This window comes from Kitasatospora sp. NPDC056273, assembly GCF_042268845.1.
Lineage (GTDB): Bacteria > Actinomycetota > Actinomycetes > Streptomycetales > Streptomycetaceae > Kitasatospora.
On sequence record NZ_JBHJSJ010000106.1, the window covers coordinates 1 to 13,134 of the forward strand.

Sequence of the window (13,134 nt, forward strand, 5' to 3'; positions counted from 1 at the left end):
CCGCAGGCCCGCCGGGGGCGGGGGCGGCGGGGCGGAGGCGGCGCCACGACCACCGGGGTGGGCGGCGGGCGTGCCGGAGCCCGGGGTGTGCTTCAGCCCGGCGGGCGGAGGCGGCGGCGGACCCGAACCCGCACCGCGCCCCAGCCCGGCGGCGGGGCCGGGGGAACCGGCGGGGCCACCGCGCAGCGCGGCCGGCGGGGGCGGCGGCGGACCCGAACCCGCGCCACGGCCCAGCCCGCCCTGCGGCGCGGCGGCCTCCGGGGCGCCGGGAGCCGGGACACCGGGGGCCGGGGCGCCCGGGGCCGGAGCGCCGGGCAGCCCGGCGAGGCCGGGCAGGCCGCCGGGCGGGGCCAGCATCGTCGGCGCGTGCTCCACCTGCGGACCACCGGCGGGCGGACCACCGGCGGGCGGGGCCACCGGGGCACCCGGCAGGCCCATCAGCCCGGGCATGGCGTCCGGCGAGGCGAGCAGCGTGGGCGCCGGCTCGGCGGCCGGGGCGGGCGCCGGCACTGGCGCCGGTCCCGGGGCCGGCGGCACGACGGGCGGCGCCGGGGGCTGCGCGGCGGGCGGCTGGGCGGCGGGCGGCGGGACCGGGGGCATGCCGTAGCCGCCACCCGTCGGCGGCATCAGCATGGTCGCGGCCTCGGCACCCGCCGATGCGGCGGGCTCGGGCAGGTCCGAGCCGGTGGTCCGCAGCCCTTCCGACATCAGGACGGTCGCGGCCTCGCCCTCGACCGGCGGCCGGCCGGGCACCACAGGCGCGACGGGCGCCGCGGACGGAACGGGCGTGACCGGAGCCGCGACCGGCGGCACCGGCGCGACGGCCGGCTCGTCGTGCCCGGCCGGCGGCGCGAGCATGGTCGGCGCGTCCCCGGCGGGCCGGTCGGAGACCGGCGGCTCGGTCAGCACGGCCGGCCCGGGCCGCGGCGCCGCGGCGGGCGGCTCCTCGACGGGCGCGACAGCCGGAACGGACGCGGGCGCGGCAGCGGCGGCAACAGCGGCCGGAGCCGTCCCGAGCCGCTCCGCCTCCGCCGCGATCGCCGCGGCCCCCGCCTCCTGGAGCCACTGCGGCGGGCTGAGCAGGAAGGAGGTCGCCTCCACCGGCCCGGGCGCGGGCTTCGCCGCCCCCGCCGGGTTGGCCGCCACCGGCCGCCCGTAGACCTCCTCGTACTGCCGGACCACCTCGTTGACGGGCAGCGCGGGCCAGAGCGTGCTGGCGCCGGAGTCCCGGGCGATCACCAGCCGCGCCTCCCCCGAGCCGCCGCCCGCACCGCCCGAGCCGTCGGCCGGGCCCGTGGGCGCCACCGCCCAGCAGACGAAGCCCAGGTCGAACTCCCGGACCCGCACCTCGCGCTGCTGCGAGCGCGGCACCCCGCCGTTGATCCACTCCTCGGCGAGCTCCTGCGCCTGCGCGTACGTCACCACGCCCGGTTCACCCCTGTCCGCATCCTCTTCGTCCCCCGTTCCACCGCGACCACCGACACCACCGCGAGCACCACGAGCACCGCGCCCACGCGCCTCAGCCGACCGGGACGGCCCGGGCGAACCCGCCGTCCACCATCAGCTCCGCGACCGTCTCCAGCTCCGGCGGGCTGCCGGCCAGCCGCAGCAGGAAGGCGTCGAAGTCCTCGCCGCAGGGCAGCAGCAGCCGGGCGCAGCGGTCCTCCGGCGCCTCCGGGCCGCCGGCGTCGCGGGCGTCGTCGTACAGGTGGAACCAGACCGAGCCGGTCCGCTCGCCGCGCACCTTGAGCGCGACCAGGCCGCCCTGCGCGTAGGCGATGCCCAGGTAGTCCTTGGTGAGGTGGTCGCGCAGGCACTTGTTGGCGTACACGACGTCGTCGGTGCCGTACTCCTCGGTGAGCGTCAGGAACGGCTGGTCGAGCAGCAGTCCGAGCTCGGTGTCCAGCGCCACGCCGACCGGGGCGCGGCCGCCGCCCAGCTTGAGGAAGGTGCGGTAGGCGTCGGGCAGCCGGTAGCCGAGGCGCTCCTCGGCGCGCTGCACCAGGTCCTCGGGGACGCCGATCGGGTCGCCGCCGTCCCCGGCCAGCGAGAAGTGCACCGGCCGGCGCTCCTGCAGCGGGCGGGTGCCGCGGCGGGTGTGGTCGGCGGCGGAGGTGGCCAGGCCGCCGTGGTGCCGCAGCAGCGCCTTGACCTCGACCGGGACGAGCTCCATCCGCCGCCAGCCGGGGGCGGCCCGGCCGACCGCGTGGTGCCAGGTCCAGCCGGGCGGGGTGGCGACGGCGGTCGGGAGGTCGGCCCAGAGCGGGTGGCCCTGGGTGTAGAGCGCGGCGTTGGCCGAGACGTAGTCGGTCAGCCGCAGTTCGTCCACGCCGAAGCCCGCCGGCGGGTCGGCCACCTCGGCCGCGGCGGCGGCGTACGGACCGAAGTCCGGGAAGCCGTACTCGTCCACCCTGACCCCGGCGGGGTGCCGCTCCGCGCGGACCGGGTCCGGGAACTGCACCACCTGACCTGCGTACGCCGCGTTCGGTGCGGCGGCGACGCCGGGCCGACCTGTCGTCATCTGGGAGCCCCCACTGGCTGCTGCAAAATACGGTGCTTGCTGGGCACCAGCCTAGGGCCTGCCCTCGAACTCCCGTCGTCCGCCCGGAGGGCGGGCGGGGCGGCGTTGGGGTGTGTGCATCGCAAGGCGGAGGAGGGAGCCACTGCGGTGGGGGCACCTCCCGGCCGAAGGCTGGGGGCCATTGGCGACCGACGACAACGCGGCGAGGTGCGTGCCCCAACGCCGCCCCGCAGACGCGAGTTCGAAGGCAGGCCCTGTGGCCTGCCCTCAACCCCCGGTCAGCCAGGCGGACGACGGGCCCCTGCCCCGGAGAGCCCGGAGCGCGGGCAGTGCCCCCGCCGTCACAGCCGCCCGCCCAGCGCCCGCGCCAGCGCCTCGGCCACCCGCAGCTGCCGGGCCTCGGTGAGGTGCGGGTGCAGCGGCAGGCTGAGCAGTTCGCGGGCGGCCCGCTCGGCGACCGGGAACGTCCCCTCGCGGTGGCCGAGGTGACGGAACGCGGGTTGCAGGTGGACCGGCACCGGGTAGTGCACCCCGGCGCCGATCCCGGCGGCGTGCAGCGCGGCCAGCACCGCGTCGCGGTCCCGGCCGGGGCCGATCCGCACCGGGTACAGGTGCCGGACGTGCTCGTTGCCGGGCGCGGTACGGGGCAGGGCGAGTCCGTCCAGCCCGCCCAGCAGCGCGTCGTAGCGGGCGGCGGCGGTCCGGCGGGCGGCGTTCCAGGCGGGCAGCCGGCGCAGTTTGGCGCGCAGCACGACGGCCTGCAGCGCGTCCAGCCGGGAGTTGCAGCCGAACCGTTCGTGCCGGTACCGGTCGCGGGCGCCGTGGTCGCCGGTCAGCCGGACGGCGTCGGCCAGGGCGGCGTCGTCGGTGAGCACCGCCCCGGCGTCGCCGTAGGCGCCGAGGTTCTTGCCCGGGTAGAAGCTGGTGGCCGCGATCCGCCCGTACCAGGTGCGCCCGTGCTGCCGGGCGCCCTGGGACTGCGCCGCGTCCTCCACCACCGGACGGCCGTCGGCCGCCGCCAGCAGCGGGCCCATCGGGGCGAGTTGGCCGAAGAGGTGGACGGGCAGCAGCGCGACCGCGCCGGGCAGCGCGGCGGCGGCCCGTTCCGGGTCCATCAGCAGGTACTCCGGGTCGGCGTCGACGAGCACCGGGCGCAGCCCGGCCCGCAGCACCGCCTCGGCGGTGGCGACGAAGGTGTTGGCGGGCAGCACCACCCCGCCGCCGGGCGGCAGGTCCAGGGCGCGCAGGGCCAGTTCGAGCGCGTCGGTGCCGTTGGCGGCGCCCACACAGTGCCGGACGCCGACGAAGGCCGCGTACTCCCGCTCGAAGGCGGCCACTTCGGGGCCCTTGACGAAGGCTCCGGAGGCGAGCACCCGGTCGAAGCCGGCCCGCACCTCCTGCGCCACCTCGGCGTGCGCCGCCGCCAGATCGACCAGCGGAACGCCCTCCCCCGCCGCACCGCTGCCCTGGGCCGGAACGCCCACCCCCGCCCCCGCCGCGCCGCTCCCCGAACCGTGCACCACCCCGCTCACCGCGCCTCCGCCCCGGTCCGGACCGCCGCGCCCACCGGCACGGTGACCCCGCCGAGTCCGAGGCTGAGCGAGGCCGCCTCCAGCAGCTGCAGCACCCGCACCCCGGCCCGGCCGTCGGTGAGCGGGGCCCGGCCCTCGGTGATGGCGGCGGCGAACTCGGCCATCACGTTGCGCAGCGCCTCCTGCTCGACCAGCGCCGGCGCGACCATCTCGCCGACCCGGTAGGAGATCAGCGCCCGGTGCCGGATCTCGTCGGTGAGCTGGTCGGGCGGGGTGAGGTCGACGCCCCGGTCGTGCACCGCCAGCCGGGCCTGCGGGTTGAGGTCGTCCCAGACCAGGGTGCGCCGCGAGCCGCCGATCAGGGTGGTGCGGACCTTGGTCGGGGAGAGCCAGTTGACGTGGCAGTGCGCGAGCGCGCCGTTGCTGAGCCGGACCGTCAGGTACGCGACGCAGGCGCGGCCGGCCCCGATCGGGTCGGCGCCCTGGGCGGACACCCCGACCGGTTCGACCCCGGGCGGCAGCACGAAGTCCAGGATCGACAGGTCGTGCGGGGCGAGGTCCCACAGCACGTCGACGTCCGGCTGCACCAGGCCGAGGTTGATCCGCACCGAGTCGAAGAACTGGACGTCCCCGATCTCCCCGCCGTGCACCAGCTCCCGGATCCGCCGCACCGCCGGGGTGTAGCAGAAGGTGTGGTCGCACATCAGCACCAGCCCGCGCCGCTCGGCCAGGTCGACCAGCTCCTCGGCCTCGGCGGCGGAGGTGGTGATCGGCTTCTCCACCAGGACGTGCTTGCCGGCCTCCAGCGCCGCCCGCACCAGCGCGTAGTGGGCGCCCGCCGGTGTGGCCACCGCGACCGCGCCGACCCGTTCGTCCGCCAGCACCCGCCGGTAGCTGGCGGTCGCCCCGACGGTGCTGTACTCCCCCAGCACCGCGCGGGCCTTGGCCTCGTCCAGGTCGCACAGCCAGTGCAGCCGCAGCGCCCGGGTCTGCTGCGCGTTGCGGACCAGCTTCGGGCCCCAGTAGCCGGCCCCGACCACGGCCAGCCCGACGGGGCGCTCGGGCACCGGCCGGGGCGGCTCGTCCGGTGCGGGTACGTGGCCGCCGGGTGCCTGGTTGGCGGCCTGCCAGTGGTCGTCCTGCGGTTCCGACGTCATCGCACGGGCCCCTTCGCTCAGCGCCGGGGTGGGCGGCAGGCCCTCCCCGGTGGCCTCAACGTCCGGCGCGGGCACGGGAGTCGGGCCCGCCCGGCGGTTGCTCCGCGCGGTCGGCCGCGTCCCCCTTCGGCTCGCTGCCGGAACGGTACCGGCCGCGTACCGGCCTCCGGGGCCGTTTCGGTAAATCGGCGGACAAGTCGTGACGGACGCGTGCGCGTTCGGCCAGCATCGGGTGACCGCCGGGCCGGTCCGTGGCGCCACCGGCCGCCGCCGCACCCCGGTTGCGCGGTTGTCAGTGCCGTTTGACAGGCTTGCCCCTGAACAGGCTTGCCCCGGACGGGCCCGGTCACTCCGGCCGACACCGGGTTACCAGGAGGAGGACGACGGATGACCACCGGTGAGCCGGCGGGCCCGCCCGTGCTGCGCCACCACCGCGACAGCCTGCTGCCCGCCGTCGCCGCCGCGCTGTCGCTCAAGGGCGGCGAGGTGCACACCCTGGCGGGCGACAAGGACCCGCGCCGCCCGGTGCTGCACCACCTGGTCGCCGAGTTCCTGGACGCCCTGCCGGCGGAGGCCCGCGAGCGGTTCACCGGCCGCTGCCCGGAGGCCGTCCTGCTCTCCCAGCACCTGGCCGCGGTCGACGGCCGGCGCTCCAAGCGCGCCGCCCGCAAGCCGATGACGCTGCACGAGGCCCGCAAGGCGCTCAAGGGCTCCCGGATGACGACCGTCCGCATCCGCGAGGAGGGGGATCCGGCGCACGGCAGCCACGCCCCGCCCTGCCGCTCCTGCGCTCCGATGCTGGAGCACTTCACCGTGCGCAGCGTCGCCGTCGGGCCGCCCGCGCACTGACCGCCCGCGCACCGGCCGGCCGAGCCGCCGGCACGTCCCCCGTCCCCCAGCCCTGGAGCCCGCCCTGAACCCGCCCATCCCGCCCGCACCGGCCACCCTCTCCCCCGCCGGCGCCCGGACCCGCCCGCGCTTCCCCGCCGACGTCGCCGCCGAGCTCAAGGCGGCCGGCTGGCACCCCGGCCGCTGGCAGATCCGGCAGGCCGAGGAGTGGGCCGACGCCCTGGTCGGGTACGGCGCGCCCACCGGCGTGACGCACGCGGTGTTCCCGGCGGCGGTGGAGGCCTGGGCCGAGTTCGGCGGCCTCGCCTTCGACCTGTCCGGCCCGGGCCGCCAGCTGGCCCGCACGCCGTTCCTGATCGACCCGCTGTGCGGCCTGCACCAGCCGCGCACCCTGCTCGACCTCGGCCGGGCGCTGGGCACCCGGCTGGCCCCGCTCGGCGAGGAGGCGTACGGGCAGGCGCTGCTGGCCGTCGACGAGGAGGGCCGGGTCTACAGCCTGGACCACACCGGCGAGTGGTTCCTCGGGCACGGCATCGACCAGGCGGTCTCCGCCCTGGTCCTGGGCACGGCCCCGGAGCGGCTGCGGACCCCGGACGAGTACTGACGAGTACTGACGGGCACCGAGGCGTACGGAGGAGGAGCACCGGGAGCGCCGGAGCGCCGGGCCCGGCTCAGCGCAGCCGCTCGGCCCGCACCGCCAGCCGGGACGGCAGCACCGCCTCGATCCGGAACCCGCCGTCCGCCTCCGGCCCGGAGGAGAAGGTGCCGCCCAGCGCGATCACCCGTTCCCGCATCCCGACCAGCCCGTTGCCCCCGCTGGGCAGCTTCGCCGCGCCCCGCTCCCCGCCCGGGCAGGCGTTCACCACGGCCACCCGCACCCCGTTCGGCGCGTACGAGAGCAGGACGGACACCTGGGCGCCGCCCGCGTGCTTGTGCGCGTTGGTCAGGCCCTCCTGGACGACCCGGTAGGCGGTCTGCTCGGCCTCGCCGGTGAACTCCTGCCGGCTGCCGCTGACCGTCAGGGTCACCGCCATCCCGGCCACCCGGGACTGGTCCACCAGCCGCGGCAGCCCGGCCAGCGAGTCCGGCTCCGGCTGCCGCTCGTCGTCCATCCGCAGCACCCCGAGGATCTCGCGCAGTTCGTTCAGCGCCTGCCGGCCGACCTCGCCCATCAGCTTGGCGCTCTGCGCCGCCTTCTCCGGGTCCTTGCCGACGATCCGCTCCAGCGCCCCGGCGTGCACCACCATCAGCGACACCCGGTGCGCCACCACGTCGTGCATCTCCCGGGCGATCCGGGTGCGCTCCTCCAGCCGGGCCCGGCGGGCGCGCTCCTGCGCCTGCTCGGCCAGCAGGTCCAGTTCGGTCTCCAGGCCGTGCGCGCGGTCCTTGAGCGACTCGATCAGCCGCCGCCGCGCGCCGACGTACAGTCCGGTCAGCACCGGGGCGACCGTCAGCCCGACCGCCACCAGCAGCGACAGCAGGATCTGACCCCACAGCGGCGGCGGGTCCACCGGCCCGTCCCCGGGCGTCATCAGCGACACCGCCATCACGGCGGCCGCCTCGGCGAAGGCCAGCGCGGACAGCGCGACCACCCGGCGGCGCCGCGAGGGCCACTCCCAGGTCGACGCCAGCGTGTACAGCGCCACCACCAGCAGCACCACGCCCAGCATTCCGGGCATCACCAGCAGCGTCACCAGCACCGGGACGGCCGGCCAGCGCCGGCGCACCACCAGGGAGCCGCCGGCCAGCGTGCCGAGCACGGCTATCCCGACCGCTCCCGCGGTGCTGACGTGGATCCGGGCGGAGAGGAAGGCGATCGTGCTGGCCGCGCACTCGACGGCGGCGAGCAACGCCAGCCCGATGTCCAGGAAAGCGCTGCGCGGCCGCTTCCACCACAAGAACGACCGGACCGGCACGCGCTCCCCAGGCGAGTTGCTCATGCCCCACAGCGTAAGCGGCAACCCCCTCCCCTCCCCACCGGGATCTCCCCGTACACCCCCCTAGGCCGTCAAGTGGTCCAGACCACAGGTGGTTTTCGGCAGCCCTGTCCGCCATCCGGCCACGTCGCGGACAGCACCCTCCCCGACACCTATGCTGGTCGCGTCGGACAGCGCGGTCCGCACGCGTCACACCCGCCACACGCGTGTGGACCTGTGACGATGAGCCGTTGCCGAACCCCACCACCACAGGGAGACAGCCGTGACCGCTCCGGTCCCCACCCCGGCGGACAGCCCCACGCCCGTCGTCGCCGATCCCGACAACGCCGCCCTGCGTGCGGACATCCGCCGCCTCGGCGACCTGCTCGGCGAGACGCTGGTCCGCCAGGAGGGCCCCCAGCTGCTGGGCCTGGTCGAACAGGTCCGCCTGCTGAGCCGCACCGACGGCGAGGCCACCGCCGAACTCCTCTCCGACATCGACCTGGACACCGCCGCGAAGCTGGTCCGGGCGTTCTCCACCTACTTCCACCTCGCCAACGTCACCGAGCAGGTGCACCGCGGCCGCGAGTTCGCCACCCGCCGCGCCCGCGAGGGCTCGCTGCTCGCGCAGACCGCCGACCTGCTCGCCGAGGCCGACGCCAAGCACCTCCAGGACACCCTGGCCCACCTCGCCGTGCGCCCGGTCTTCACCGCGCACCCCACCGAGGCCGCCCGCCGCAGCGTCCTCAACAAGCTGCGCCGGATCGGCGAACTCCTCGACCGCATCCACCGCGACGAGGTCACCTCCGGCCTGGCCGCCGCCGACCAGGCCCGCACCAGCAGCGCCAAGCGCTCCGCCGACCGCCGCCTGGCCGAGGTCATCGACCTGCTCTGGCAGACCGACGAGCTGCGCATCGCCCGCCCCGAGCCCACCGACGAGGCCCGCAACGCCGTCTACTACCTGGACGAGCTCTACCGCGAGGCCGTCCCCGAGGTCCTGGAGGAGCTGCACGAGGAGCTCGCCCGGGTCGGCCTGAGCCTGCCCGACGGCGTGCGCCCGCTCACCTTCGGCACCTGGATCGGCGGCGACCGCGACGGCAACCCCAACGTCACCCCGCAGGTCACCTGGGACGTCCTCAACCTCCAGCACGAGTACGGCATCAAGGACGCGCTCGCCGCGATCGACGACCTGCGCAACACGCTCTCCACCTCCGAGCGGCTGGCCGGCGCCTCGGTCGAGCTGCTCGCCTCGCTCAACACCGACCTGCACCTGCTCCCCGAACTCAGCCCGCGCTACAAGCGGATGAACGCCGAGGAGCCCTACCGCCTCAAGGCCACCTGCATCCGGCTCAAGCTGGAGAACACCCGCGAGCGGCTGGCCGGCGGCACCCCGCACGTCGAGGGCCGCGACTACCTCGGCACCCGCGAGCTGATCGCCGACCTGCGGCTGATCCAGGACTCGCTGCGCTCCCACCGCGGCGAGCTCATCGCCGACGGCCGCCTCGCCCGCGCCATCCGCACCGTCGAGGCCTTCGGCCTCCAGCTCGCCACCATGGACGTGCGCGAGCACGCCGAGGCCCACCACCACGCCCTCGGCCAGCTCTTCGACCGGCTCGGCGAGGAGGCCTGGCGCTACGCCGACATGCCCCGCGAGTACCGGCAGAAGCTGCTCGCCAAGGAGCTCCGCTCGCGCCGCCCGCTCGCCCCCACCCCGGCCCCGCTGGACGAGGCCGGCACCAAGACCCTCGGCGTCTTCAACACCGTCCGCCAGGGCTTCGAGCGCTTCGGCGACGAGATCGTCGAGAGCTACATCATCTCGATGTGCCAGGGCGCCGACGACGTCTTCGCCGCCACCGTGCTGGCCCGCGAGGCCGGCCTGATCGACCTGCACGCCGGCATCGCCAAGATCGGCATCGTGCCGCTGCTGGAGACCACCGACGAGCTCCAGCAGGCCGACCGCATCCTCGACGAGATGCTCTCCGACCCGTCCTACCGCCTGCTCGTCTCGCTGCGCGGCGACGTCCAGGAGGTCATGCTCGGCTACTCCGACTCCTCCAAGTTCGGCGGCATCACCACCTCCCAGTGGGAGATCCACCGCGCCCAGCGCCGGCTGCGCGACGTCGCCCACCGCTACGGCATCCGGCTGCGCCTGTTCCACGGCCGCGGCGGCACCGTCGGCCGCGGCGGCGGCCCCTCGCACGAGGCCATCCTGGCCCAGCCCTGGGGCACCCTGGAGGGCGAGATCAAGGTCACCGAGCAGGGCGAGGTCATCTCCGACAAGTACCTGCTCCCCTCGCTGGCCCGGGAGAACCTGGAGCTGACCCTCTCCGCCACGCTCTCCGCCTCCGCGCTGCACACCGCCCCGCGCCAGGCCCCCGAGTCGCTGGCCCGCTGGGACGCCGCGATGGACCAGGTCTCCGAGGCCGCCCACACCGCCTACCGCGGCCTGGTCGAGCAGGAGGACCTGCCGAAGTACTTCTTCGCCTCCACCCCGGTCGACCAGCTCGCCTCGCTGCACCTGGGCTCCCGCCCGTCCCGCCGGCCCGACTCCGGCGCCGGCCTGGACGGCCTGCGGGCCATCCCGTGGGTGTTCGGCTGGACCCAGTCCCGGCAGATCGTCCCCGGCTGGTACGGCGTCGGCTCCGGCCTCGCCGCCGCCCGCGCGGCCGGCCTCGGCGACGTGCTGGACGAGATGTACGGCGAGTGGCACTTCTTCCGCAACTTCCTGTCCAACGTCGCCATGACGCTGGCCAAGACCGACCTGCGGATCGCCCGCCACTACGTCGAGCAGCTGGTGCCCGGCGAGCTGCACCACGTCTTCGACGAGATCAAGGCCGAGCACGCGCTCACCCTGCGCGAGGTGCTCCGGCTCACCGGCGAGAGCGAACTGCTGGAGCACAACCCGGTGTTGAAGCAGACCTTCGCCGTCCGCGACGCCTACCTCGACCCGATCTCCTACCTCCAGGTCGCGCTGCTGCGCCGCCAGCGCGAGGAGCTCTCGGCCGGGCGCCAGGACGACCCGCTGCGCGCCCGCGCGCTGCTGCTGACCGTCAACGGCATCGCCGCCGGCCTGCGCAACACCGGCTGACGGCCGGCCCGAGAACGGCCGAGGGCCGGTGTCCCGTCGGGGACACCGGCCCTCGGCCGTGAGGTTCCTACTCCGCGGTCTCGCCCGCGCGCTTGCGCTTCAGCCACAGCGCCGCGCCGCCGGCCGCCACCACCAGGCCGCCGCCGACCGCCAGCAGCCCCGCGTCGGGGCCCATCGAGTCACCGAGCACCGGGCCGAACTGCGCCGCCGCCGGCTCCGGGGAGACCGCCGGGTCCGACTCGGCGACCGGCTCCGCGTGCGCCACCGCACCGCCCGACAGCAGGACGCCGGCCACCCCCAGCGCACCGGCCGTACCGACCCGCCGGCCGAGCCGCCTCAGCTCGACCCCCCGGCTCCACCGCACTCGGCGGTCCGGACGCAATTCCCGCATCGAGAACTCCCCAGGACTCGTTCGCGTACCAGGCCGACGCTATCCGATCCCGCACAGGTTTCTCACACCGATTCAGGTTTGACGGGCCAAGCGTTGTACGACCGTTGCGTACCCCGCACAGGGTCCTGACGGATGGTCAGGAGGCTCAGGAGTTGTACGTCCCCTGGGCCCGCTCCAGCCCCTCGGACAGCAGCGCCTCCACCGCGTCCGCCGAGCGGTCCACGAACCACTCCAGCTCCTTGCGCTCGGTCGCGGAGAAGTCCTTCAGCACGAAGTCCGCGACCTCCATCCGGCCCGGCGGGCGGCCGATCCCGCAGCGCACCCGGTGGTAGTCCGGGCCCAGCGACTTGGTGATCGACTTCAGCCCGTTGTGGCCGTTGTCGCCGCCGCCCAGCTTCAGCCGCAGCGTCGCGTAGTCGATGTCCAGCTCGTCGTGGACGGCGACCAGCGCCGAGGCCGGCGCCTTGTAGAAGTCGCGCAGCGCCGTCACCGGCCCGCCGGAGAGGTTCATGAAGGACATCGGCTTGGCCAGCACCACCCGCCTGCCCGCCAGCCGTCCCTCGGCCACCTGCGCCCGGCTCTTGTGCGCCTTGAACCTGGCACCCATCCGCTGCGCCAGCAGGTCCACCACCATGAAGCCGATGTTGTGCCGGTTCCGGGCGTACTGCTCCCCGGGGTTGCCCAGCCCGACCACCAGCCACGGGCCCTCGTACTCGTCCGCCATGCCGTCCTTCCTCTCCTTCGCGCTCGTCGTCATCATCCCGGACACGCCGCTGCCCCGGGCGCTCCGACGGGAGCGACCGGGGCAGCGGTCCGACTAACGGGGCGAGGCTCAGGCCTCGGTGCCCTCGGCCTCGGCGGCCTCGTCCTCGGCCGGGGCGGCCTGGGCGCCGATGACCTGCAGCACGACGGCGTCGGCGTCGACGGCCAGGGTGACGCCGGCCGGCAGGACGATGTCCTTGGCGTGGATGGCCGCGCCGGCCTCCAGGCCCTCGACCGAGACGGTGACCGACTCGGGCAGGTGGGTGGCCTCGGCCTCGATCGGGAGCGCGTTCAGGACGTGCTCCAGCAGGTTGCCGCCGGCGGCCAGCTCGCCCTCGGTGTGGACCGGGATCTCGACGGTGACCTTCTCGCCGCGCTTGACCAGCAGCAGGTCGACGTGCTCGATGGTGCGCTTGATGGCCTCGCGCTGGACGGCCTTCGGCAGGACGTACTCGTCCTTGCCCTCGATCGGGACGACCAGCAGGGCGTTCGGGGTCTTCAGGGCCATCATCAGGTCGTGGCCGGGCAGGTTCAGGTGAACCGGGGCGTGGCCGTGGCCGTAGACGACACCGGGGACGAAGCCGGCGCGGCGGGCGCGACGGGCGGCACCCTTGCCGAACTCGGAACGGGTCTCAGCGGCAATACGGATCTCGGACACGACTGCACTCCTCGTGGAAATGGCGCGGGGGTGCAGGCAATGCGAAAACCGCCGGGACCACACCCTCAGTACGTTCGGGGGTCACTCGGCGGCAACGGCCTGCCGGTGGACGGGAGTCCGGCACCGGCAGCGCGTCGATCACGGAGCGGGCACCCGGCAAGCAGGCGCACGGCATCCCTCGCCGAGCAGTTTCACGAGTCTAACCGCACGAGCGGCCTCCCGCGAAATCGGCGGCGGCCCCGGTCCGACCGGACCGGGGC

General features: G+C 75.6%; 10 protein-coding genes and 1 pseudogene. 3 read left to right on the forward strand and 8 right to left on the reverse strand.

Going from position 1 to position 13,134, the window contains the following annotated elements:
• The 4 genes and pseudogenes from ACFCY1_RS40830 to ACFCY1_RS40845 all read right to left on the reverse strand — a co-directional run.
• Positions 1-1,425: pseudogene (locus ACFCY1_RS40830) on the reverse strand (hypothetical protein); the annotation flags it as partial.
• 94 nt (positions 1,426-1,519) lie between these two features.
• Positions 1,520-2,521 carry an SMI1/KNR4 family protein gene (locus ACFCY1_RS40835; protein ID WP_049660184.1) on the reverse strand — a complete coding sequence of 334 codons (1,002 nt, stop codon included), beginning with the start codon at positions 2,519-2,521 and terminating at the stop codon, positions 1,520-1,522.
• A 341-nt stretch (positions 2,522-2,862) separates the two neighbouring features.
• On the reverse strand, positions 2,863-4,053 hold the full coding sequence (locus ACFCY1_RS40840; RefSeq protein WP_375877779.1) for a DegT/DnrJ/EryC1/StrS family aminotransferase: 1,191 nt from the start codon (positions 4,051-4,053) through the stop codon (positions 2,863-2,865).
• On the reverse strand, positions 4,050-5,210 hold the full coding sequence (locus tag ACFCY1_RS40845) for a Gfo/Idh/MocA family protein (protein WP_375877780.1): 1,161 nt from the start codon (positions 5,208-5,210) through the stop codon (positions 4,050-4,052). Before ACFCY1_RS40845 ends, ACFCY1_RS40840 begins: the two co-directional genes overlap by 4 nt.
• Positions 5,211-5,597: 387 nt before the next feature.
• Between ACFCY1_RS40845 and ACFCY1_RS40850 the strand changes: the two genes are divergently transcribed.
• Both ACFCY1_RS40850 and ACFCY1_RS40855 read left to right on the forward strand, forming a co-directional pair.
• On the forward strand, positions 5,598-6,059 hold the full coding sequence (locus ACFCY1_RS40850) for a YwqJ-related putative deaminase (RefSeq protein ID WP_375877781.1): 462 nt from the start codon (positions 5,598-5,600) through the stop codon (positions 6,057-6,059).
• Between the two features lie 76 nt (positions 6,060-6,135).
• Positions 6,136-6,663: an SUKH-3 domain-containing protein gene (locus ACFCY1_RS40855; protein ID WP_049653631.1), complete on the forward strand. Its 528-nt coding sequence runs from the start codon at positions 6,136-6,138 to the stop codon at positions 6,661-6,663.
• A gap of 67 nt (positions 6,664-6,730) precedes the next feature.
• Here the strand turns inward: ACFCY1_RS40855 and ACFCY1_RS40860 are convergent, their stop codons facing one another.
• Complete coding sequence (locus ACFCY1_RS40860) at positions 6,731-7,999, reverse strand: sensor histidine kinase (protein ID WP_049653628.1); 1,269 nt, start codon at positions 7,997-7,999, stop codon at positions 6,731-6,733.
• Positions 8,000-8,258: 259 nt separating this feature from the next.
• On the opposite strand from ACFCY1_RS40860, the gene ppc reads away from it, so the two are divergent.
• Positions 8,259-11,063: a phosphoenolpyruvate carboxylase gene (ppc, locus tag ACFCY1_RS40865; protein ID WP_049653627.1), complete on the forward strand. Its 2,805-nt coding sequence runs from the start codon at positions 8,259-8,261 to the stop codon at positions 11,061-11,063.
• 67 nt (positions 11,064-11,130) lie between these two features.
• On the opposite strand, the gene ACFCY1_RS40870 is transcribed toward ppc, so the two are convergent.
• The 3 genes from ACFCY1_RS40870 to ACFCY1_RS40880 form a co-directional block, all read right to left on the reverse strand.
• Positions 11,131-11,454, reverse strand: coding sequence for a hypothetical protein (locus tag ACFCY1_RS40870; protein ID WP_143204483.1), 324 nt, complete (start codon positions 11,452-11,454; stop codon positions 11,131-11,133).
• 145 nt (positions 11,455-11,599) lie between these two features.
• Positions 11,600-12,178, reverse strand: coding sequence for an aminoacyl-tRNA hydrolase (gene pth, locus ACFCY1_RS40875; protein ID WP_074001289.1), 579 nt, complete (start codon positions 12,176-12,178; stop codon positions 11,600-11,602).
• A gap of 108 nt (positions 12,179-12,286) precedes the next feature.
• Positions 12,287-12,874, reverse strand: coding sequence for a 50S ribosomal protein L25/general stress protein Ctc (locus ACFCY1_RS40880; RefSeq protein WP_049653621.1), 588 nt, complete (start codon positions 12,872-12,874; stop codon positions 12,287-12,289).
• Positions 12,875-13,134 lie beyond the last annotated feature (260 nt).